Source organism: Streptomyces cellostaticus (assembly GCF_023630175.1).
In the GTDB taxonomy this organism is placed as follows: domain Bacteria; phylum Actinomycetota; class Actinomycetes; order Streptomycetales; family Streptomycetaceae; genus Streptomyces; species Streptomyces cellostaticus_A.
Genome location: NZ_JALLIN010000051.1, coordinates 1 through 19,907, shown reverse-complemented (window position 1 = coordinate 19,907; position 19,907 = coordinate 1). Strand labels below are relative to the sequence as shown.

The 19,907-nt window shown below is 73.9% G+C and carries 20 protein-coding genes and 2 pseudogenes; 10 read left to right on the top strand and 12 right to left on the bottom strand.

Going from position 1 to position 19,907, the window contains the following annotated elements:
* The first annotated feature begins 233 nt into the window (after window positions 1–233).
* Window positions 234–1,322 (top strand): ABC transporter permease, encoded by a 1,089-nt coding sequence (locus tag MXD57_RS26670; RefSeq protein WP_250404579.1) that lies wholly within the window; start codon window positions 234–236, stop codon window positions 1,320–1,322.
* A complete protein-coding gene (locus tag MXD57_RS26665) occupies window positions 1,319–2,002 on the top strand; it encodes an ABC transporter ATP-binding protein (RefSeq protein ID WP_250404578.1) in 684 nt (227 codons plus the stop codon). Before MXD57_RS26670 ends, MXD57_RS26665 begins: the two co-directional genes overlap by 4 nt.
* A 77-nt stretch (window positions 2,003–2,079) precedes the next feature.
* On the opposite strand, the gene MXD57_RS26660 is transcribed toward MXD57_RS26665, so the two are convergent.
* Complete coding sequence (locus MXD57_RS26660) at window positions 2,080–2,871, bottom strand: CDP-alcohol phosphatidyltransferase family protein (RefSeq protein ID WP_250404577.1); 792 nt, start codon at window positions 2,869–2,871, stop codon at window positions 2,080–2,082.
* Between the two features lie 107 nt (window positions 2,872–2,978).
* Between MXD57_RS26660 and MXD57_RS26655 the strand changes: the two genes are divergently transcribed.
* The 5 genes and pseudogenes from MXD57_RS26655 to MXD57_RS26635 form a co-directional block, all read left to right on the top strand.
* Window positions 2,979–3,992: a zinc-dependent alcohol dehydrogenase gene (locus tag MXD57_RS26655; RefSeq protein WP_250404576.1), complete on the top strand. Its 1,014-nt coding sequence runs from the start codon at window positions 2,979–2,981 to the stop codon at window positions 3,990–3,992.
* Between the two features lie 113 nt (window positions 3,993–4,105).
* Complete coding sequence (locus MXD57_RS26650; RefSeq protein ID WP_250404575.1) at window positions 4,106–4,504, top strand: 6-pyruvoyl trahydropterin synthase family protein; 399 nt, start codon at window positions 4,106–4,108, stop codon at window positions 4,502–4,504.
* Between the two features lie 53 nt (window positions 4,505–4,557).
* Entirely contained in the window at window positions 4,558–5,733 is a 1,176-nt protein-coding gene (locus tag MXD57_RS26645) for a glycosyltransferase family 4 protein (RefSeq protein WP_250404610.1), read from the top strand.
* On the top strand, window positions 5,730–6,767 hold the full coding sequence (locus MXD57_RS26640; RefSeq protein WP_250404574.1) for a class I SAM-dependent methyltransferase: 1,038 nt from the start codon (window positions 5,730–5,732) through the stop codon (window positions 6,765–6,767). Before MXD57_RS26645 ends, MXD57_RS26640 begins: the two co-directional genes overlap by 4 nt.
* A pseudogene (locus tag MXD57_RS26635) lies at window positions 6,764–7,789 on the top strand (lysylphosphatidylglycerol synthase transmembrane domain-containing protein); the annotation flags it as partial. The gene MXD57_RS26640 and the pseudogene MXD57_RS26635, both read left to right, overlap by 4 nt.
* A 101-nt stretch (window positions 7,790–7,890) precedes the next feature.
* Here the strand turns inward: MXD57_RS26635 and MXD57_RS26630 are convergent.
* Window positions 7,891–8,667, bottom strand: a complete 777-nt coding sequence (locus MXD57_RS26630; RefSeq protein WP_308290926.1) for a creatininase family protein — start codon at window positions 8,665–8,667, stop codon at window positions 7,891–7,893.
* 37 nt (window positions 8,668–8,704) lie between these two features.
* On the opposite strand from MXD57_RS26630, the gene ribA reads away from it, so the two are divergent.
* On the top strand, window positions 8,705–9,379 hold the full coding sequence (ribA, locus tag MXD57_RS26625) for a GTP cyclohydrolase II (RefSeq protein ID WP_250404572.1): 675 nt from the start codon (window positions 8,705–8,707) through the stop codon (window positions 9,377–9,379).
* A gap of 136 nt (window positions 9,380–9,515) precedes the next feature.
* Here the strand turns inward: ribA and MXD57_RS26620 are convergent, their stop codons facing one another.
* The 5 genes and pseudogenes from MXD57_RS26620 to MXD57_RS26600 all read right to left on the bottom strand — a co-directional run bounded on the left by MXD57_RS26620 (window position 9,516) and on the right by MXD57_RS26600 (window position 13,516).
* Entirely contained in the window at window positions 9,516–10,451 is a 936-nt protein-coding gene (locus MXD57_RS26620) for a CU044_5270 family protein (RefSeq protein ID WP_250404571.1), read from the bottom strand.
* The gene (locus MXD57_RS26615; RefSeq protein ID WP_250404570.1) at window positions 10,444–11,091 is read right to left on the bottom strand and encodes an RNA polymerase sigma factor; all 648 of its coding nucleotides are present in this window, start codon (window positions 11,089–11,091) and stop codon (window positions 10,444–10,446) included. Before MXD57_RS26615 ends, MXD57_RS26620 begins: the two co-directional genes overlap by 8 nt.
* 216 nt (window positions 11,092–11,307) lie before the next feature.
* Window positions 11,308–11,505, bottom strand: a pseudogene (locus MXD57_RS26610) (serine hydrolase); the annotation flags it as partial.
* A 68-nt stretch (window positions 11,506–11,573) separates the two neighbouring features.
* Window positions 11,574–12,935 (bottom strand): MFS transporter, encoded by a 1,362-nt coding sequence (locus MXD57_RS26605; RefSeq protein WP_250404569.1) that lies wholly within the window; start codon window positions 12,933–12,935, stop codon window positions 11,574–11,576.
* Window positions 12,932–13,516, bottom strand: coding sequence for a TetR/AcrR family transcriptional regulator (locus tag MXD57_RS26600; RefSeq protein ID WP_250404568.1), 585 nt, complete (start codon window positions 13,514–13,516; stop codon window positions 12,932–12,934). Before MXD57_RS26600 ends, MXD57_RS26605 begins: the two co-directional genes overlap by 4 nt.
* A 97-nt stretch (window positions 13,517–13,613) precedes the next feature.
* On the opposite strand from MXD57_RS26600, the gene MXD57_RS26595 reads away from it, so the two are divergent.
* A complete protein-coding gene (locus tag MXD57_RS26595; RefSeq protein ID WP_250404567.1) occupies window positions 13,614–14,054 on the top strand; it encodes a TIGR03618 family F420-dependent PPOX class oxidoreductase in 441 nt (146 codons plus the stop codon).
* Between the two features lies 1 nt (window position 14,055).
* Here the strand turns inward: MXD57_RS26595 and MXD57_RS26590 are convergent, their stop codons facing one another.
* Window positions 14,056–14,937, bottom strand: a complete 882-nt coding sequence (locus MXD57_RS26590) for an NAD(P)-dependent oxidoreductase (RefSeq protein WP_250404609.1) — start codon at window positions 14,935–14,937, stop codon at window positions 14,056–14,058.
* 131 nt (window positions 14,938–15,068) lie between these two features.
* On the opposite strand from MXD57_RS26590, the gene MXD57_RS26585 reads away from it, so the two are divergent.
* On the top strand, window positions 15,069–15,662 hold the full coding sequence (locus MXD57_RS26585; protein WP_250404566.1) for a TetR/AcrR family transcriptional regulator: 594 nt from the start codon (window positions 15,069–15,071) through the stop codon (window positions 15,660–15,662).
* 259 nt (window positions 15,663–15,921) lie between these two features.
* Here MXD57_RS26585 and MXD57_RS26580 read toward each other — a convergent pair whose 3' ends face one another.
* From MXD57_RS26580 to gnd, 4 genes are all read right to left on the bottom strand, one after another.
* Window positions 15,922–16,545 (bottom strand): hypothetical protein, encoded by a 624-nt coding sequence (locus tag MXD57_RS26580; protein ID WP_250404565.1) that lies wholly within the window; start codon window positions 16,543–16,545, stop codon window positions 15,922–15,924.
* Between the two features lie 44 nt (window positions 16,546–16,589).
* On the bottom strand, window positions 16,590–17,417 hold the full coding sequence (locus tag MXD57_RS26575; RefSeq protein ID WP_250404564.1) for a class I SAM-dependent methyltransferase: 828 nt from the start codon (window positions 17,415–17,417) through the stop codon (window positions 16,590–16,592).
* A gap of 491 nt (window positions 17,418–17,908) precedes the next feature.
* A complete protein-coding gene (locus MXD57_RS26570; RefSeq protein ID WP_250404563.1) occupies window positions 17,909–18,574 on the bottom strand; it encodes a TetR/AcrR family transcriptional regulator in 666 nt (221 codons plus the stop codon).
* Between the two features lie 347 nt (window positions 18,575–18,921).
* On the bottom strand, window positions 18,922–19,806 hold the full coding sequence (gnd, locus tag MXD57_RS26565; protein WP_250404562.1) for a phosphogluconate dehydrogenase (NAD(+)-dependent, decarboxylating): 885 nt from the start codon (window positions 19,804–19,806) through the stop codon (window positions 18,922–18,924).
* Window positions 19,807–19,907: the final 101 nt, after the last annotated feature.

The window sequence follows — 19,907 nt, the reverse complement described above, 5'->3', positions numbered from 1 at the left end:
ATACGGTCTCCCGCCAGATGCCCGGCCGGGCGGCCGTCGGCGACGGTGGGGTCCGACCGATCCGACCAACCCGTCGACCGCCGATCCGACCAACCCGTCGACCGCCCCGCCGGCGACCACCGGTGTGCCGGCCGGCGACCACCGGTGCGACCGGCTGTCGACCCCACCTCGACCGTGTGTCGACCGTCCGTCGGCCACCGATGCCGACGCCGACCGAGAGGACAGGCCACCCCGTGTTCGTCGCCTGGAGAGACCTGAGGTTCGCCAAGGGGCGCTTCGCCCTGATGGGAACCGTCATCGTGCTGATCACCCTGCTGGTCGGGCTGCTGTCCGGGCTGACGGCCGGACTCGGCAGGCAGAACGTCTCCGCGATCACCGGGCTGCCGGCGGACCGGATCGCGTTCCAGGCACCCACCGGCGGACAGGCCCTGTCCTACTCCGACTCGACCGTCACCGCACGCCAGTGGCGGCAGTGGGCCGAGGCGCCCGGCGTCGAGCGGGCCGAACCGCTGGGGATCACCACGACCCGGGCCACCGCCGGGGCCCGCAGCACCGCCGTCTCCGCGTTCGGTGTCGAGCCCGGATCCTCGCTCGCCCCGGACGGCGGGCGGATCGACGCGCGTTCCGCGGTGCTGTCCACCACGGCCGCCGACGAGCTGGGGCTCGTGACCGGCGGCGCCCTCAACCTGGCCGGGCACCGGCTGACCGTCGCCGCCGTCCGGGGCGACGCCTCCTTCAGCCACACCCCGGTCGTCTGGACCAGCCTGGACACCTGGCGGCGCGTCGCACCGCCCACGGACCGGTCCGACGGCCCCACCGCCACCGTCATCGCCCTGCGCACCACCTCCGGGGCCGGGACGACGGAGACCGACCGGCGGACCGGCACCAGGACCGTCACCACCGGGGACTCGCTGTCCGCGATCGGCTCCTACACCTCGGAGAACGGCTCCCTGCAGCTCATGCGCGGTTTCCTGTTCGCCATCTCGGCTCTCGTCATCGGGGCCTTCTTCACCGTGTGGACCATCCAGCGCGGCGGCGACGTCGCCGTCCTCAAGGCGCTCGGGGCCTCCACCGCGAGCCTGCTCAGGGACGCCCTCGGCCAGGCCGTCGTCCTGCTCGTCGGCGGCACCCTGGCCGGCAGCGGCATCGCCGCCGCCGTCGGCGTCCTCGTGACCGGCTCGGACGTACCGTTCCTGCTCAGCCCCGGCACGGTGCTGCTGCCGGCCGCGGTGATGGTCCTGCTCGGCACCCTCGGCGCCGGCCTGTCCATCCGCCGCATCACCTCCGTCGACCCGCTGACCGCCCTGGGGAGCGCCCGATGAGCCTCGAGCTGACCGACATCACCCTCACCTACGCGGACGGCGAGACCCGGCTGACCGCCCTCGACCGGGTCTCGCTCCAGATCCCCAAGGGCACTCTCACGGCCGTCGTCGGCCCCTCCGGCTCGGGCAAGTCCAGCCTTCTGGCCGTCGCCGCCACCCTCATCACCCCCGACGCCGGGACCGTCACGATCGACGGCACCCCCACCACCGGGCTGAGCCGCGGCGAACTGACCGAGCTGCGCCGGCACCGGATCGGCATCGTCTTCCAGCAGCCCAACCTGCTGCCCTCCCTCACCGCCGCCGAACAGCTCCAGGTCATGGCCCGGATCGACGGCCGGAGCGCCCGCAGGGCCCGCGGCCGGGCCCTCGAACTCCTCGACGCGGTCGGCCTCGCGGACCGGGCCCACCGCCGCCCCCACCAGCTCTCCGGCGGCCAGCGCCAGCGCGTCAACATCGCCCGGGCCCTGATGAACGACCCCACCGTCCTGCTGGTCGACGAACCGACCAGCGCCCTCGACCACGAACGCGGCGCCGCCGTCATCGAGCTGATCACCCGGCTCACCCACCAGCGGGCCACCGCCACGGTCCTGGTCACCCACGACAGCACCCACCTGACCGCAGCCGACCGGACGGCCGAGGTCCACGACGGACGCCTCCGCCGTCCCGCACCGGCCGGCTGACGGTGCGGGACGGCGGAGGCGCCCCCCTGGCTCCCCGCGGCCTCCGGGACCGGGCTCCCGGGGACCGCCCGGGCCTCTCAGCGCGCCGCCAGCTCCAGCTCCCGCAGCAGCGGTTCGCCGACCGCCCCCGCGGCGACCGCCCCCTCGGCAGCCGTCCGCGACTCGCGCCGCAGCCACAGCCACAGCACGTCCCGGCCGAACGACCACACCAGCGAGCCCAGCGACAGCGCCACGATCGCCAGGTTCACCGGGTGCGGCAGCAACTGGGCCCCGGCCAGCAGCAGGCATATGCCCTGGAGCGCGGCGACCGTCTTGCGGGCGAAGGACGGCGGCAGTGGGGCGTTCAGCCAGGGCGCGACACGGGCCGCCGCCACGAACGCGTACCGCATCGCGCCGATCAGCAGGACCCAAGGGCCCTGCTGCGTCGCCACGTACACGCTCAGCACCAGGATCAGGAACGCGTCCACCTCCATGTCGAAGCGGGCGCCGAGCGCGGTGGAGGTGCCGGTGCGGCGGGCCACCTTGCCGTCCACGCCGTCCAGCAGCAGCGCCACGGCGGTCAGGGCGACCAGCGGTGTCACCGGCGGCGCGCTCTCGAAGGAGTCCGCCACCAGCGCGGTCACCCCGCCGACCAGGGTGGCCCGGCCGAGCGTGACCCGGTTGGCGGGGCCGAAGGAGCTGAGCCGGGACCGGTGCAGGGCGCGGGAGAGGACCGCCCAGGTCGCGAACGCGAACACCAGCCCCGTCAGCCAGCCGGCCGGCCCCATGCCGATCGCCGAGCCGAGCAGGGCGAGCAGCAGGAGCTGTACGCCCGCTCCGACGGCGGTCTCCTGCTGGAGCCTCGCGTCATACGTGTTGTTCAGGGCCACCGCACACCCTCCGGCCGAGTGACAGAGTCGATCAACGCCGCGTACTGTGCGCGGCCTGTGCACATCTCGGTACGTGAACAACTTCCCGATCGTTCAGGAGGATGCCGATGAACCGGTCGGCCCGCGCGTTCTGGCTGAGCTCCCCGGGAGCCGGTGAGCTGCGCGACGTCACCCTCACGGAGCCGGGCGAGGACGAGGTCCTGGTCCGCGCGCTGTACTCCGGCGTGAGCCGCGGCACGGAGACACTGGTCTTCCGCGGTGGAGTGCCGGAGTCCCAACACGCCCTGATGCGGGCGCCGTTCCAGGAGGGCGACTTCCCCGCGCCGGTGAAGTACGGCTACCTGAACGTCGGCGTCGTCGAGGAGGGCCCGCGAGAGCTGATCGGCCGTACGGTCTTCTGCCTCTACCCGCACCAGTCCCGTTACGTCGTTCCGGTGAACGCCGTGACCGTGGTGCCCGACCGGGTGCCCGCCGAGCGGGCCGTGCTCGCCGGGACCGTGGAGACGGCCGTGAACGCCCTGTGGGACGCGGCGCCCCTGATCGGCGACCGGATCGCGGTGGTCGGCGGCGGCATGGTCGGATGCTCGGTCGCCGCGCTGCTCGCCCGCTTCCCCGGCGTACGGCTGCAGCTCGTCGACGCGGACCCGGCCCGCGCCGAGACCGCCGACGCGCTCGGCGCCGACTTCGCCACGCCCGACACCGCTCTCGGTGACTGCGACCTCGTGGTGCACGCCAGCGCCACCGAACAGGGCCTCGCCCGCTCCCTGGAACTCCTCGCGCCCGAGGGCACCGTGGTCGAACTGAGCTGGTACGGCGACCGGCGGGTCGCGCTGCCGCTCGGCGAGGCGTTCCACTCCCGCCGGCTCACCGTGCGCAGCAGCCAGGTCGGCACCGTCTCCCCGGCCGCCCGCGCCGGCCGGGGCTACGCCGAACGGCTGGCGCTCGCCCTGGACCTGCTCGCCGACCCCGCCCTCGACGCCCTCATCACCGGCGAGAGCGCCTTCGAGGAGCTGCCGGAGCTGATGCCCCGGCTCGCCTCCGGTGAGATCCCGGCCCTGTGCCACCGCGTCACCTACCCGCCGGCGGCCCGGCCCGACCAGGCCGGCAGCGGTCTGACCTGAGAAAAGAGTGAGCGAAGGCTGAACAGGGGGAAGCGAGGAGCCGTACTACACGGCAATCCCCCGGCAGGTGACCGCCGGGGGTATCAGACGCGCCGCACCTGGAGGGTCGTCCGTTGTTCAGCATCACCGTCCGCGATCACATCATGATCGCCCACAGCTTCCGCGGCGAGGTGTTCGGGCCCGCGCAGCGCCTGCACGGCGCCACCTTCCTCGTGGACGCCACGTTCCGCCGCGAGCAGCTGGACGAGGACAACATCGTCGTCGACATCGGCCTGGCCACCCAGGAACTGGGCGCCGTCGTCGCCGAGCTGAACTACCGCAACCTCGACAACGAGCCGGAGTTCAACGGAGTCAACACGTCCACCGAGTTCCTGGCCAAGGTCGTCGCCGACCGGCTCGCCGAACGCGTCCACCAGGGCGCCCTGGGCGAAGGGGCCAGGGGCCTGGCGGGACTCACCGTCACCCTGCACGAGTCGCACATCGCCTGGGCGAGTTACGAGCGTGCCCTGTGACCGGGGCCACCGTGGAGACCACCGGGACGGCCCCGGCGAGCACCGGGGCGGCCGTGCGGACCACGCAGAAGGCGCGGCTCGCCTACGTGCCCGCGCAGTCCACCGCCCCCGAGAACGGCGGGATCGTCCCCATGTCCCTGCGCACCGTGCACTTCGTCATGCCGGGCGATGTCGACGACCCGGCCGTGCCGAGCGGCGGCAACGCCTACGACCGCCGGGTCTGCCTTGACCTGCCGGGCTTCGGCTGGCAGGCCGTGCGGCACGCCGTACCCGGCGGCTGGCCGCGCCCCCACCCCGCCGACCGTGACGTGCTCGCCCGCACCCTGCGGGAACTGCCGGACGACAGCGTCGTCCTGCTCGACGGCCTGGTCGCCTGCGGAGTCCCGGAGATCGTCGTCCCCGAGGCGGAGCGGCTGCGCATCGCCGTGCTGGTGCATCTGCCGCTCGGCGACGAGACCGGCCTGGACCCGGCCGTGGCCGCCGCCCTGGACGCCCGCGAGCGCGTGGTGCTGCGGGCGGCGGGCGCGGTCATCGCCACCAGCGACTGGGCGGTCCGCCGGGTCGTCTCCCACCACGGCCTGGCCCCGCAGCGGGTGCACGTCGCCGCCCCCGGCGCCGACATCGCCCCGCTCGCCCCGGGCACCGACGGAGTGTCCCGGCTGCTCTGCGTCGCCGCGGTCACCCCGCGCAAGGGCCAGCACCGGTTGGTGGAGGCGCTGGCCGCGGTGACCGAACTGCCGTGGAGCTGTGTGTGCGTCGGCGGGCTCAACCAGGACCCGGAGTACGTCGGCCGGCTGCGCGGCCTGATCCGCGAGCACGGCCTGCAGGACCGGCTGCGGCTCGCCGGCCCCCGGGCCGGCGCCGAACTCGACGCGGCGTACGCGTCGGCCGACCTGATGGTCCTCACCTCCTACGCGGAGACCTACGGCATGGCCATCACCGAGGCGCTCGCCCGCGGGGTCCCGGTCATGGCCACCGATGTCGGTGGGGTGTCCGAGGCGGTCGGCCGCGCCCCCGACGGCGGTGTCCCCGGCATTCTCGTCCCCCCGGAGGACCCGGCCGCGCTCGCCGCCGAACTGCGCGGCTGGTTCGGGGAAGCCGATGTGCGCCGCCGGCTGAAGGCCGCGGCCCGCGGCCGCCGTGCGGCGCTCGACGGATGGGCGACGACCGCCCGCAGCCTGGCCGGTGTCCTCGGCCGGCTGCCCGAGGCACCGAGGAGGGCGGCATGACGGACACACGGACCATGACCGGGGGCATTCCGGTCCAGCCAGGTCCCACCGAGGCCGAGTTCGTGCCGGACGGCGAGGAGGCCGCGATGGGTACCGGTGGGACAGACAGCGACCCGGCCGGAGTGATAGCCGGCGCGGGACCCGTCACCGGCCCCGGTGAACGGGCCACCGTACGGCTGCGGGACGGTGAGCCGCAGGAGCCGCCGCGGTACGCCCCCGAGTGGCTGCGGCTGCGGGAACCGGCCGACGCGGCGGCGCGCGCCGAGGAGTTGCTCGATCCGCTGCGGATCCGGCTGGCCAACCGGCCCGGCAGGGCCGGCGGGGCGACCGTGCACGACCTGGGCTGCGGTACCGGCTCGATGGGCCGCTGGCTCGCACCGCGGCTGGACGGAACCCAGCACTGGGTACTGCACGACCGCGACCCGTACCTGCTGCACTTCGCGGCCGTGGGCTCCCCGCGCGCCGCCGCCGACGGCAGCGGCGTCACCGTCGAGACCCGGCGCGGCGACATCGCCCGGCTGACCCCGGACGCGCTGAACGGTGCCGGACTGGTGACCGCGTCCGCGCTGCTGGACGTCCTCACCCGGGAGGAGATCGACACCCTCGCCGCCGCCTGCGCCGGCGCGGGCTGTCCCGCCCTGCTCACCCTGTCCGTCGCGGGCCGGGTCGAACTCGCCCCGGCCGACCCGCTGGACACCGAGATCGCGGAGGCGTTCAACGCCCACCAGCGGCGCGACGGGCTGCTCGGACCGGACGCGGTCACCGTGGCCTGCGAGGCGTTCAGCGAGCGCGGGGCGACCGTGTGGGTGCATCCCAGCCCGTGGCGGCTCGGCCCCGGTGAGTCCGCGCTGACCGCGCAGTGGCTGCGGGGCTGGGTGGGCGCGGCCGTCGAGGAACGGCCCGAACTGTCGGAGCGCGCCGAGCGCTACCTGCGCGAGCGGCTGGCCGCCTGCGAGGCCGGCGAGTTGCGGGTCGTGGTCCACCACAGCGACCTGCTGGCACTGCCCAAGCCGGCGGGCGGGGCGTCGTCATGAGCGGACAGGCGGTGGACGCGGGGGCGAGGCCGCGTCGGGGGAGGGCGGCGAAGAACCGCCGGGCGACGGTGATCCCGCACGCGCGGATCAGGGGGGTGCGGGGCGGTACGGCGGCTCCGGCGGTGAGCGCGGTGCCGGTGCCGCGGGAGCCGCCCGCCTGCGGCACCGCCCGGCAGGACGCCCGCCACCGCCTGCTCCGCCGGCTCGACTCCCGCGCGCTGCGCGCGCACTTCGGCACGGTCGCCGGTGCGGCCATCGTCGCCGGGCTGCTGTGGCGACTCGGCACGGGAGTGCTCCTCGACGGGCTCCGCCGGATCGACTCGGGGTCGCTGCTGCTGGCCCTGGGCATCGGAGTGGTCACCACGGCGCTCAGTGCGTGGCGCTGGCAGTTGGTGGCCCGTGTGCTGCGGATACGGCTGCCGTTCGGTCCGGCGGTGGCGGACTACTACCGGGCACTGTTCCTCAACGCGGCCCTGCCCGGCGGGGTGCTGGGAGATGTGCACCGGGCGGTCCGCCACGGGCAGAGCGCCGGTGACATCCGGCGCGGGGTGAAGGCGGTCGTGCTGGAGCGGGTCGCCGGGCAGGTCGCGCTGGCCGTGTTCGGCGCGGTCGTGCTGGTGGTCCTGCCGTCGCCGGTCCGGGACGAGGTGCGGGGCTTCGCGGCGCCGGTGGCGCTGGCCGCGGTGGGCGCCCTCGCCGTCGTCCTCGCCGTCCGGCTGAACCGTGCGCCCTCCCGCCGTGGCGGCGCCCTGCGCTCCGCGCTCGGCGAGGCCCGCCGGGGCCTGCTGTCGCGTGCGGCGGGCCCCGGAGTCGCGCTGTCCTCCGCCCTCGTACTGGGCGGGCACGTCGCGATGTTCGTCCTGGCGGCCCGGATCGCCGGATCGGCCGCGTCCGTGCCGGTGCTGCTCCCGATCGCGGTGCTGGCCCTGGTGGCCATGGGGCTCCCGCTGAACGTCGGTGGTTTCGGCCCCCGCGAGGGCGTCACCGCCTGGGCGTTCGGCGCCGCCGGGCTCGGCGCGAGCAGCGGGGTGGCCGTCGCCGTCGTGTACGGGGTGCTGAGCTTCGTCGCGAGCCTGCCCGGCGCGGCCGTTCTGGTCGCCCGCTGGTACGCCGGGACGCGCGGTCAGTCCCGCGCCGCCGACGGTCCGGAGCCCGAGGTGAGCAGGGCGAAGAGCGAGCCGAACGAGTCCGCGAGGCCGGCCAGCAGCTCCTTCCCCTTCTCCGCCGAACCCAGCGACGGCCGGCCGATGACGCCCGATTCGGTGTAGGCGGACATTCCCACGGTGAGGAGATGACGACGGTCGTCAGCGGTGAAATCGGCGGACTCGTAGCCAGGGCGGACGAATTCGGGATGGGCGTGCAGCAGAATGGAGGTCTCGATCTCACCCGCGTGCATGTCGGTGAGCAGCGAGGTGAGCACCCCGGCGCGCTGCCTGGCCGCCTCCCAGTCCTCGGCCGCCGGGAACAGCGCCATCCGCTCCCCGCGGGCGGAGGCCTCCTGGACGACGTTGCCCAGCACGTAGTTGCCGCCGTGGCCGTTCACCACGACCAGCGCCTCGACGCCCGAGCGGCGCAGCGAGTCCGCGATGTCCCGGACGACCGCGTGCAGGGTCACCGAGGAGATGCTGACGGTCCCCGGCCAGTCCGCGTGCTCGTGCGAACAGCCGATCGTCACCGGGGGAAGCAGACGCACCGGATAGGTGTCGGCGATCTCCCGGGCCACGGCACAGGCGACGAGCGTGTCGGTCACCAGCGGAAGGAAGGCGCCATGCTGTTCGAAGCTGCCGACGGGAAGGACGGCGACCTGTGTTGAAACGCCCGCCCCCCGCATCCGTACGTCTTCCGTAGTGTCCGCCGGTACCACCCCGAAGCCCGCCGTACGCGCGCCCGAACCACTCATCTTTCCCGGCCCTTCGTCTCTGCTTAGGAATCAGATCATGACAGAAAACCTCGGTGTCCTCGGCGAGAAGTCCTCGCGGCGCTCGGGCGCGGAACGCGTCGTGAACACGCCGCTGCCCACGGTGTACGGGCAGTTCCAGGCGGTCGGCTACCTGGACCACGACCGGGGTGACGAACAAGTCGCCCTCGTGTACGGGGAGATCGGCACCGAGAACGTGCTGACCCGGCTGCACTCGGAGTGCCTGACCGGGGACGCGTTCGGTTCCCGGCACTGCGAGTGCGGCGACCAGTTGGCCTCGGCGCTGCGCGCGGTGGTCGCCGAGGGCAGCGGCGTCGTCGTCTACTTGAGGGGACACGAGGGCCGGGGCATCGGCCTGCTGGCCAAGCTGCGCGCGATGGCGCTGCAGGCGGAGGGCCTGGACACGGTCGAGGCGAACCTGGCGCTCGGTCTGCCCGTCGACGCCCGCGACTACGGGGTCGCCGCCGAGATCCTGCACGACCTCGGGGTGCGCTCGGTCCGACTGATGTCCAACAACCCGCGCAAGCGGGAGGCCCTGGTACGGCACGGCGTCCGGGTCGCCGAGCAGGTGCCGCTGCTGATCGAGCCGTGCGAGAGCAACATCACCTACCTGCGGACCAAGCGCGAGCGCCTGGACCACATCCTGCCGCACCTGGACGCCGCCGCGCTGGACGTGGTCGCGCACGGGTCCTGAGCCGACGGACAGGGGGGCGGAGACGGGCTGCCGGGCGATGACGCCCCGCCGCCTCGGCCCCCGCCCTGGTGGCCCCCCGCCCCCTCGGCTTCGGTCCGCCCGGTCCCAGCTTCCCGCGCCGCCGCGGTCCTACCGGTCAGCCGTGCTGTCCGACCCGGTCGACCACCTCGATGTCCTCCAGCGTCCTGGTCTCGAGGTAGGGGTTCGTCTGCTTCCACTCGCCGCCCACCTTCTTCGGCGAGCTGCCCCTGGTGCGCAGGCCCAGGTAGTCGTACGTCCCGCGGTCGAAGAGGAAGGTGAACGACGCCTGCGGGTACGAGACTCCGACGGCCCTGCGGCCCGAGACGTCCGCCTCGTCCTCGAGCCGGATACGGGGCAGCCTCGACAGAGCCTCGAAGGCGCCGGCCTGCAGACCGGGTGGCATGACACGGGGTCCCATCAGCAGCATGCATCCCTCCATGAAGGCGATCACGTCGGAATTGGGTGCGCTGTCATTGCCCTTGAACCGGGCCAGGAGCTCGTCGGGGTCCGTCGGCATCGCCTGGAGCTCGGAGTAGACGGTGGGCGGCCACCTCACCTCGTGCCTGCCGAGCGGGGGGTCGTGGTGGACCTTTCCGTACTCCTGGCGCAGGGACGGCTTCGAGCCGTCCACCGACATCCAGCTCTCGTCGGTCCACGTCCTGGTCCGACCGCCCTTCACCGGCACCCGCGTGATGCGGGTCCGGGTGTAGAAGTACTGGTCGTCGCGCGGCACGGGCAGGTCGCCGCCCCTGGCGCGCGTCCTGTCGGCGGCCCTTCGCAGCACGTCCGCGGCGCTGACCGCGGCCAGTCGCGGCGTGCGGTCGCTCCCGCCGCCCAGCGTCACGATCGCGGCGCCCGCGGCCGCCGCCGTCACGCCGGCCAGTCCCGTCCGGAGCACGATCCGCCGGCTCAGCCGGCCCGCCCGGGGCGCGACGCCCTCGGACTCCTTCGCCATGGCGGCCTCCAGGCGGGCCCGGGCGGCGCTGCGGGCCGGGTCGGACAGCCCGTCCCGGTCGGTGTCCCAGGTGCGCACCATCATCAGTTCATCCATGATCGGTTCCGTTCCGCGGTGCGGTCGAGGTGGTCGGCTCCGGGGCACCCAGTGCCCGGCGCAGCCTGGTGCGGGCCCGGTGGAGGCGGGAGCGCACGGTGCCGACGGGCAGGCCGAGCGCTCGCGCGGCCTCGGTGTAGTCGAGCTCGCCCCAGGCGATCACCAGCAGCACGTCCCGGTACCGGGCGGGCAGCCCGGCGAGGGCGCCGGCCAGGCTGCCCCGCCCCTCGGCGGTGCCGAGCCCGTCCATGACCGCGTCCTCCGGACCGGCCCGCTCCTCCCGCCCCTCCGGAAGCGACGCCATCCGTGACAGCGCCCGCAGCCGGCGGGCCTCGTCCCGGCGGTGACGGCCGATCAGGTTGGTGGCGATCCCGTACAGCCAGGGCCGGGCGTGCGGGTGGGACGGGTCGTAGCGCCGCCGACGCTGGAAGGCGATCACGAAGGTCTCCGCCATCAGGTCGTCGGCGGTGTCGGAGCCCAGACGCCGGGCGATGTAGCGGTGGATGTCATCGGCGTGGCGGTCGAAGATCAGCGCGAACGCGTCCGGCTCCTCCCACGACCGCTCGATGACCGAGCCGTCGGTGCCGTGCGCGTCCGCCGCCAGGGCGGACGCGGCACCGGTGGCGGGCGGGAGGGTCACGTTCCACCTCTGCGATTCATGTCCTGTCCTCGGGTCTCGGCGGCTTGTTCACCTGCTGTTCGCCCTGGCCCGTCGACGAGTTCCATCCCGGGTGGTGATGTGCGTCACAGCGTGTGCGGGCCGGCGACGACGGCGGTGCGCCCCCCCGGGCGGACCGACGGCATGGACGGGGTGGTGCGGGCCCTGGCCGGGGTCAGTCGAGCAGGGCCCCGTGCCGACCGGCAGCCCGGCCGCGCGGTCCCGGTGCCCGTAGGCGGTGAGGTGGGCGACGCGCCCGCCGCGTGCCACGCAGACCAGGTGGCCGGGCAGCCGTCCCTCGTCGACGAGGCGGGCGAAGTGCTGGTCCAGGCGATCGAGCGCCTTCGGGTCCAGTCCGGCCTCACCCGCGTCGACGTCCTGCCGCAGCTCTGCCATCGCTCTCCTCCGGTCGCGTCGTCCCCGCGCGGCACGACCGGCCTTCCCGCCGGAACGGCCGTACGGGCTCATCGTCGCGCAGGACCGCCGGAACGGACCCCGCCCGCCGGGGCTCGTGTGATCGGCACGACGTCACGCCCCGGCAGTGCCCGGGCCACCGGCACGGCGATCGCGGCCAGCCCGGCGAGCACCGGCAGCGCCGTCCCCGCGCCCGCGCCCGTCAGCGCGCTGCCCGCGGCCACTCCCACCAGGGGCCCGACGTTCAGAGCCGTCTGCTGCAAGCCGCCCGCCACCCCGGACGCCGCCACGTCCGCGTGCCGTACGACGACGTGGGTGGCCGCCACCATCACCGTGCCGAACCCGGCTCCCAGCAGCGCGAAGGCACAGCCCTGGGCGAGCGCGCCGGTGGCCCGGGACAGGACGAGGACGCCCACGGCGAGCACCGCCGTCGCCGAGGCCACCGCACACCGCGCGCCCACCCGGCGCAGCAGCGGCGGGCACAGCGGGGCGGACACCACCATCAGCACCGCCAGCGGCACTCCGCGCAGCGCGCTGTCGAACGGGTCCAGCCCGAGTCGGCGCTGCAGGACGTACGTCTCGACGAACAGGGTGCCGAACAGGGAGGCCGACACGGCGACGAGGACACCGAGCGCCGCGCCGACCGCCGGTGCGCCGATCACTCCGGGCGGCAACAGCGCACCGGTCGCCCGCCGTTCGTGCCGGACGAACGCGGCGCCGGCGAGCACGGCGGCCCCCAGCCCGGCCGCCGTGGCCGTGGTCGCGGCGGGCCGCGCGGCCAGGGTGTGCACGAGGCAGGCCAGCGAGACGGCGAGGAGCAGGGCGCCCGGTAGGTCGAGCGGGGTGCGGCCCACCACCGGCCGCTCCGGCCCCGGCCGGACCAGCGCGGCCAGCCCGAAGGCCGACGCGGGCAGCACGCTCAGGAAGAACACCGCACGCCAGCCCAGGCCGCTCACCAGGACCCCGCCCAGCAGCGGGCCGACGGCGGCCGCCACTCCGATCGCGCTGGTGCGCACCGCGAGCGGCATCGCCAGCCGGTCCGGCGGGAAGGCGGCGCGCAGCATGCCGAGTGTGGCGGGCTGCAGCAGCGCCCCGAACACCCCCTGCGCCGCGCGCAGTCCGATCACCCAGCCGATCCCCGGGGCCAGGCCGATGGCCGCCGAGACCACGCCGAAGCCCAGCATCCCGAAGGCGAACATCCGGCGCTGTCCGTACCGGTCGCCCAGCCGGCCCGCGAACACCAGCAGGCTCGCCACCGCCACGAGATACGCGGTACTGGTCCACTGCACCTGCGCGTAGGAGGCGTGCAGTGCCCGCTGGAGGGAGGGCTGTGCGACGGTGAGGACCGTGCCGTCCAGGGCGACGAGAACGGCTCCCGCCACACTGCTCGCCAGTGTCGCCCGGCGGTTCACCGGCCGTCCTCCGGTCCCAGGTGGGCGAGCAGGGCCGTGTCCAGGAGCGCCGTGAAGTCGTCGGCGCCGCTGGCGAGTTGCAGACTTCCCCAGCGCCAGAGCTGGGCGATGCCGTGCAGGTTCGCCCACAGGGCGGCCGCCACCCGCCGGGCATCCGCCTCCGGCCGGATCAGGCCGGTCAGCTCGGTGAGCCGCGCGAACAGCGGCAGGCTGGTGTCGCGAAGTCCCAAGTGGCCGCTCTCCAGGAGGTCGTGACGGAACATCAGCTCGTACATGCCGGCGTTGTCCAGGGCGAACACCAGATAGGTCCGGGCCAGAGCCGCCACCTGTCCGCGCGGATCGGGCCCGGCCTCGTCCAGGGTCGTCCGTACCCGGTCGGCCAGGTCGGCGAAGCCGCGACGGGCGATCGCCGACAGCAGTTCGAGGTGGGTGGGGAAGTGGCGCCGGGGTGCCCCGTGCGACACCCCGGTCCGCCGGGCGATCTCCCGCAGCGTCAGCGCCTGCGCCCCTTCCGCGGCCACCAGTGCCACGCCGGCGTCGACGAGGCGGGTCCGCAGGCCCGGGTCGGGATCAGTTGTCATAGACACTGTCTACCAAGTCTTGTAGACAGTGTCTACTCGCCATTGGGGCGAGGGCCGGGCGGGAATGCGCGGCCCGTCCCGATGGGTTGACCCGGATATGACTCAGGACGCCACGCGGGACGACGCACTGCTGAAGCTGCTCGGTGAGGGGAACGGCGGGGTGCTGGTCACCCTCAAGAAGGACGGCCGGCCCCAGTTGTCCAACGTCACCCACGTCTACTATTCGGACGAGCGGACCATCCGGGTCTCCCTCACCGACGACCGGGCCAAGACCCGCAACCTGCGCCGCGACCCCCGCGCCTCGTACCACGTCACCACCGCCGACCGGTGGGCCTACGCGGTCGCCGAGGGCACCGCCGACCTCTCGCCGGTGGCCCGGGACCCGCACGACGAGACCGTCGAGGAACTCGTCCGGCTCTACCGGGACGTCTCGGGTGAACACCCGGACTGGGACGACTACCGGGCCGCCATGGTCCGCGACCGCCGGCTGGTGCTGCGGCTGCGTGTCGAGCGCGCCTACGGCGTTCCGCGGCGCTGAGCTACGGCCTCGTCGCGGCGGTCCGGGCCTCGATGGCCCTCAGCACCGCGACCATGTCCTCGCCGCCGTGCCCCAGGGACACCGTCTCCTCGAACAGGGCACGGCAGGTGTCCAGCAGCGGCGAGGCCAGGTACGCCTCGCGGGCCGCCCCGGCGATGAGCCGGGTGTTCTTCAGGACGTCCAGGGCGGCCGCCTGCACCGCGAAGTCCCGCTCGCGCAGCTTGGGTGCCTTCATCCGCGACACCCCGCTGGCCATGGGGCCCGCGTCCAGCACCGCCAGGAACAGGTCGCGGTCGAGCCCCTGCCGCTCGGCGAAGTGGAACGCCTCGGTGAGGCCGGTCACCAGAGTGACCAGGAAGAGGTTCACCGACAGCTTCATCAGCAGTGCGTTCGGTGCCGCACCGCACACGAAGGTCTCCCGGCACATAGGGGCCAGCACCGGCCGCACGAGCTCCACCGCGGATTCCTCGCCCGCCAGCATGGCGACCAGCAGACCCTGCTCCGCCGGGACACGGGACCCCGAGACGGGTGCCTCGACATAGCGGCCGCCGGCCGCCAGGACGTCGGCCTGGAGGGCGTGCGAGTAGTCGGGGGAGGTCGTGCCCATGTGGACGACCACGCGCCCGGCGACCCGCGTGGCGAAGGCGGGGGTGCCGCGGCCGAGGACGGTGTCGAGCGCGGCCTCGTCGGCGAGCATCAGCAGCACCACCTCGGCCCGCGCGAACACCTCGGCGGCGTCCGCCGCGACCTCGGCACCCGCCGCGCGCAGCGGCTCGGCCCGCGACGGCGTGCGGTTCCACACCACGAGTGGCGTGCCGGAAACCGCCAGCCGCAGCGCCATGGGCCGGCCCATCACTCCGAGGCCGATGAATCCGACGTTCACGACGTCCACGGGGGCGCTCCTCGCTCCGGCGGAGTTCCGCGCGGGACCTCCGGGCGAACTATGACCATGGTCACAGTAGCGGGTGTTATGACGCTGGTCATAGAGTGGAGGCAGGGGATCGGAGGTCCGTCATGGCGCAGTCGCGGTACGGACCGCGTGAGCGGATGGTGTTCAGTGCGGCCCAGCTGATCCGGCGGGACGGGGTCGCCGCGACCGGTATGCGGGATGTCGCCGCCCTTGCCGGGGCACCGCGCGGCTCGCTGCAGCACTACTTCCCGGGCGGCAAGGAGCAACTGGTCAACGAGGCCGTGGCCTGGGCCGGCCGGTACGCCGGCAAGCGCGTCGCCCGGTTCGTGGCGGACCTGGACCAGCCGACGCCGAGCGGGCTGTTCGCGGCGATGGCCGCGCAGTGGACGGACGAGTACCGCGTGGACGGCTTCGCCGCCGGCTGCCCGGTCGCCGCCGCGACCGTGGACCGCGCATCGTCGGGCAGTTCCACTCGTGAGGCGGCGGCGGGTGCGTTCGCGGCCTGGCGCGGCCCGGTCGCCGAGGCGCTGACCGGCATGGGGGTCCCGGCGGCCCGCGCGGACCCGCTCGCCACCCTGATGATCAGCACGCTGGAGGGCGCGATCCTCATCGCCCGGGCCGAACGCGACGTCCACGCGCTGGACACGGCGGTCCGGGAACTGGGCCCCCTGCTCGACGCGGCGGCGGGCCGCTCCTAGGGGGTGTCGTGTGGATCAGGTCGGGGCCGTCGCGTCCGGTGCGGCATCTCGCCGCGGTGTCGGACCAGCCGAGTACGCCCCGTACGCGGCGGATCCTCCGCCGTGCGAGGCACCGCACCGGACGCCGCGGCCTGGTCCGACCTGATGCACACGACACTCGGCAGGCCCTGGCACCGCCGCCCCCTGTCCCTGCGCGGCGAGGTGCGGCGGGTCGAGAGAGGGCGCCGGGTGGGCGGCGCGTGCCCCGATGGCCCGGGAATCAGGACAGGGCGTGGACGGGGCAAGCGGCGGGGAAGGGCCTGCGGTTGCCTGTCATGGGGCGGATGTCGGCCCGTCGGCCGAGGTCCGTCGCCGTACGGGTCAGCACGGCCATCGCGTTGACCCCCCTGGCCCGCTCACCGCGATACCGCTCGACGGCGCGCTCGGCGTCCTGGCCGACGTCGGTCACGATCTCCTCCACGAAGCAGAACGGGCAGCCGTGGTCCAGCCGGGCGGCCAGGACACGAGACCGCCGGCCGGTCATGCGGACCGCGATGAAGCCGGTGCTCGACACCCCCACGGTGGTCGTCTCGGGCCCGTCGGGCCCACAGGCCAGCAGCAGTTGCCGGCGCAGGTTCCGCCCGTCGACCACCGGAACGGCAGGGACCACGGACTGGATGACCACGGCCACCACAGCGCCCAGCACGCAGAATCCGGCGACCACCCACGCCACGGCCGCGAGCGGGCCCGGAGCCCAGCGCTCGGCTGCGACCACACTCCCCGTGCCCCAGAACGCCAGGCTCAGCCGATCGATCCAGCGCGGCGGATCGTGAGTCCAGACGCGCACCAGGCCCCACAGAGTCAAGGACAGCGAAACGACCACCCCGGCAGAAGCTGCGTCCACGGCGCCTTCCCCCAACCGTCGCTCGATCGGCCTCACCGCTGGGCTCACTCGGCACGCTGCCCGACACGGAGGACGCTCAGGTACCGGCGTGATGCTCGATCGCCCATCCGCGTGCGGATACGCTCGGCGATCGCGTCGAGCAGGGGCTCGCGGACGTCGCGGTCGAGCCTCCGGTACAGGGACAACGAGCGCAGGTGATCTGCGAATCCGTCGCCGTTGAACCACTGGACGGTCGGGTACCAGCGCACGATCGGTGGGCCGAACAGTCCGCCGGGATCGCCGACCGGGCCCCAGCCCCCGTCGGTGGTGCGCACATCGTCCTCCAGGGGAGGATGGCCCCATCCGGGGTCCCCGGGGCAGTAGCGCTCGTGGAGATCGGCGGTCTCGGCGTACACCTCCGGCTCTCCCGGTCGGCGGACGACGACGTTGCCGAGCAGTGCCGTCCAGCCTGCGGGGCGGAGCACGTCGTGCGCTCGCTGCCAGCCGGTCGACGGGTCGACCCAGTGCCACGACGAGGCGGCCACGAGGACATCGCAGCGTCGACCGCGGTCGTCCCACTCCTCGAACGTCGACGTCTCGACTTCGACGTTCCCGAAAGCGGCGATCCGCCGGCGAGCGAGCGCGGCCATGTCCTCGCCCGGCTCGATGGCGGTCACCGAGCAGGCGAGCGCTGCCAGCGAGCGCGTTGCCTGGCCGGTACCGCAACCCACCTCCAGGACCGACGAGCGTTCGTCCAGGCCGGTGACGGTGACGAGATCCGCGAAGAGTTCGTCGGGATACCCCGGCCGGACCCGGTCGTAGAGTTCCGGCACCTCGTTGAACACCCGACCGAGGTCATGCCGACTCGGGCTCTTCTTCGGATCAGCTGTCACGAGCCCACACGCTATGGGGCTCGTCGACGGTGGGCCAGTGGTTCGACGGCGGGTCCGCGACAGCGGCCGGGGCGGTCTTCCCGGGCGTTCCGCCGGCGTCGTTCGGTCGGGACCGCTTACCGGCAGCCGCCGGGAGCGCCCGGTCTCCTCTCCGCGCCCGGTCTCCTCTCCGCTCCCGGCGACGACGATCCGGCGGTCAGCCGGGTCGAGGCCGCCGAGGGAGACGTGCCGGCCAGTCCTTTGCATCGGCCGGTGGCGCACTGCTGTCCGTCGGCCCAGGTGTCTTCGACACGGCTGCCGTGGACCTGGTCGGGCCGGTATGCCGGATCGTGGTCCGTGCAGGCCGGCCCGGGCAGCCTCCGGATCGCGAACGGGGGCATGCCGGTGGCGTGCACCGGACCGCGAAGTGCCGCTCGCACTGTCCGGAGCCCTGCGTGGTTCCGGCCGCCGTGCCCGGGAACCGGCTCGCCGCCCCCACCCGGCCGCGTGGCTCAGTCCGTGGCCCGCTCCGCCGTGAGGTAGGCGATCACCATGTCGCCGAGCATGGTGCGGTAGTGCTCGCGTTGTGCCGGGGCGACGAGGTCACGGCCGAACAGGGCGCCGAAGGTGTGCCGGTTGGCGACCCGGAAGAAGCAGAACGAGCTGATCATCGCGTGCAGGTCGACGGCGTCCGCGTCGGCCGTGAACAGGCCCGACTCCTGCCCGGCCGCCAGGATCCGGTGGATCACCTCCAGGGCCGGGGAGCCGATGCGGCCGAGCTTGTCCGAGGCGGCGATGTGCTCGGCGCCGTGGATGTTCTCGATGGTGACCAGGCGGATGAAGTCCGGGTGCCGTTCGTGGTGGTCGAAGGTCACCTCGGCCAGCCGCCGGATCGCCGCGACCGGGTCCAGATGCTCGACGTCCAGCCGCTGCTCGGCCTCGCGGATCACCCCGTAGGCCCGTTCCAGCACGGCCGTGAAGAGCTGTTCCTTGCCGCCGAAGTAGTAGTAGATCATCCGCTTCGTGGTGCGGGTGCGGGCCGCGATCTCGTCCACCCGGGCGCCGTCGTAGCCGGCCCGGGCGAACTCCTGGGTCGCCACGTCGAGGATCTCGGCCCGGGTACGGGCGGCGTCCCGTGTCCGCCCAGCGGGTCGTACCGGTTCGTCGACGCTGGTCATCGGCTTCCTTCGGGGTAGAGCCAGTGCCGGTGATTGTAGAAGCAGGGGTGGCGCGACCGTACCGGTCGGTGCGCGGGCGGCCTGCCGGGACCGCGGCGTCCCCCACGACCGGGACGCGGGCGGCGCCGTCCGGCGCCGCTGCGCCATGACCGGCGGGCGGGCCGGCACGGAACCGGCACGGCGGCGCGTGGGCCACCGGGGATACGGCGCCGTGAACGCCCCGGTGCGGCCGGCGGCGCGGCACGCCGCCCGCGCACCGAACGTCCGGCACCGGGACGCGCCGCGGCCCGGGTCGCGGGGGGCGACCCGGGCCGGGTACGGGGACGGCGCCGCCGGCGCCCGCCCGGTCAGTCCTTCTTCGCCGACTCCACGGCGTGCCCGCCGAACTGGTTGCGCAGTGCCGCGACCATCTTCATCTGGGGGGAGTCGTCCTGCCGGGAGGCGAACCGCGCGAACAGGGACGCCGTGATGGCGGGCAGCGGCACCGCGTTGTCGATGGCGGCCTCGACGGTCCAGCGGCCCTCGCCGGAGTCCTCCGCGTACCCGCGCAGCCTGCCCAGGTGCGCGTCCTCGTCCAGGGCGTTGACCGCCAGGTCCAGCAGCCAGGAGCGGATGACGGTGCCGTCCTGCCAGGAGCGGAACACCTCGCGGACGTTGTCCACGGACTTGACCTTCTCCAGCAGCTCCCAGCCCTCGGCGTAGGCCTGCATCATGGCGTACTCGATGCCGTTGTGGACCATCTTCGAGAAGTGCCCGGCCCCGACCCGGCCCGCGTGGACGTAGCCGTAGGGGCCCTCCGGCTTGAGCGCCTCGAAGACCGGCCTGAGCCGCTCCACGTGCTCCTTGTCGCCGCCGACCATCAGCGCGTAGCCGTTCTCCAGGCCCCAGACGCCGCCGGAGACACCCGCGTCGACGAAGCCGATGCCCTTGACACCCAGTTCGGCCGCGTGCTTCTCGTCGTCCGTCCAGCGGGAGTTGCCGCCGTCGACCACCGTGTCGCCCTCGGACAGCAGGTCCTTGAGCTCGTCGACGACACCCTGGGTGGCGGTGCCGGCCGGCACCATCACCCAGATCGTGCGCGGTCCGTCCAGCTTCTCGACCAGTTCTTCGAGGCTCTTGACGTCGGAGACTTCGGGGTTGCGGTCGTAGCCGATGACGGTGTGGCCGGCGCGGCGGATCCGCTCGCGCATGTTGCCGCCCATCTTGCCGAGACCGATGAGACCGAGCTGCATGATCTATTCACTTCCTGAGAGAACGGTAGGCGGCGACGAGGGCCGTGGTGGACGGGTCGAGACCGGGCACGGCGGCGCCGTCGGTCAGGGCGGGCTCGATG